The organism is Burkholderia sp. TSV86 (assembly GCF_001522865.1).
Taxonomy (GTDB): Bacteria; Pseudomonadota; Gammaproteobacteria; order Burkholderiales; family Burkholderiaceae; genus Burkholderia.
In genome coordinates, this window is the sequence record NZ_LOWB01000067.1 from 1 (window position 1) to 1260 (window position 1260).

A 1260-nucleotide genomic window follows, 5' to 3' on the forward strand; every position below is an offset into this window, starting at 1 on the left:
ATGTACTCAACCTGGTGTCACGATGCTCTATCTACCGACCCGATTGATGCTCATCGTCAGCTTGTCAGCGGTATTCGTGCTCACTGCCTGTGGTGGTGGCGACATCGATTCTGTCGTACCACAACCGGGCAAGTGGCAGGCCGCGCACGTCGGCGATCTGCTTGACGTGACGCTTGGCGATCTTCATCCGACGCAGGGCGCGATCGGGTACGATCAGATTTATTACAAACTCGGTCGTTACGAGGCGCAACCCGACAAAAAATTCGATGATTTCTGCGCAGACGAAGGGCTGGGTGGCCTCGCCTCGAATGGCTATACCACGCAATCCGTGTTGCGTGTGAGCGCAAGCTATACCTGCGCGACGACCGATGTGACCGCGCGCGACCGCTCGGCGCTGAATCCCGTCGTGATCGGCCCGAACGGCAAAACACTATACGTGACCGACGGCCATCATGGGCTGTCGACATACTATGAGACCCTCGACGGCGGTCCGACGCTGCACCTCCATGTCGTCGTCAAGGACAATTTGAGCGCTTATTCGGGCGACGCGTTCTGGCAGCAGATGCAGAGCCGCGGCTACATGCGGCTCAAGGACGGCAACGGCCAGCCGATCAGCGCCGCGCAACTGCCGACGCAACTCGGACTGAAGGGCGGCTTACAAAACGATCCGTACCGGGCGCTGATCTTTTTTACGCGTAACATCGGCTACACCAAGCCCGCCCAGGCAATCGACTATCTTGAGTTCTACTGGGCCGACTGGCTGCGCGCGCAGCCGGATGCGTTTTCGCTGGGAAACTATGACCGGACGCGCCTCGGCACAACCGATCCCGATCCGGCTACGGCCGACACTGGCTATCTGAACGCAGTGTGGAATGCGTCAGTGCGAATGGTCGCGGCAATGGACCCGATCATCGACGGCAAGACGGGTGCTGATCTCGGGCGCCCCGATGCGATCAACGGCGAGAAAAAGTACAGCAAAGGGGAGTTCAACAAGTTGAGCCAGCCAATGACGGCCGACAAGCCGGGCAAACTCGCATACGCGCTCGACTACAAAGCGCGTCACAGGTTGTCACCGTAAGCGTACACATTCTGTCGCGCACCGGTTCTCCGCAGCCTACAACCTGCACTACGGTACTGCTCGGGCGCTTGCTCTTGTCGCGTCGCTTTTGCAGCAGGATGTCGAGTTCAATGCCGTGCTGATCGACCGCACGCCAGAGAACAAAGGGCTGGCTGCGCAACGAGACGAACATCTCGTCCGGA

1 protein-coding gene and 1 pseudogene are annotated in these 1260 nt (G+C 59.4%); one reads left to right on the forward strand and one right to left on the reverse strand.

The genetic code is table 11. The features are described from left to right. Positions 1 to 22 precede the first annotated feature (22 nt). On the forward strand, positions 23 to 1078 hold the full coding sequence (locus tag WS68_RS09285; protein WP_082709913.1) for a ParB/Srx family N-terminal domain-containing protein: 1056 nt from the start codon (positions 23 to 25) through the stop codon (positions 1076 to 1078). Between the two features lie 70 nt (positions 1079 to 1148). Here WS68_RS09285 and WS68_RS28830 read toward each other — a convergent pair. Then, positions 1149 to 1260 (reverse strand): annotated as a pseudogene (locus WS68_RS28830) (DDE-type integrase/transposase/recombinase); the annotation flags it as partial.

What these genes read in the sequence shown, in the direction of transcription:
- WS68_RS09285 (WP_082709913.1), top strand. Translation starts at nt 23, where the DNA reads ATGCTCTATCTACCGACCCGATTGATGCTCATCGTCAGCTTGTCAGCG.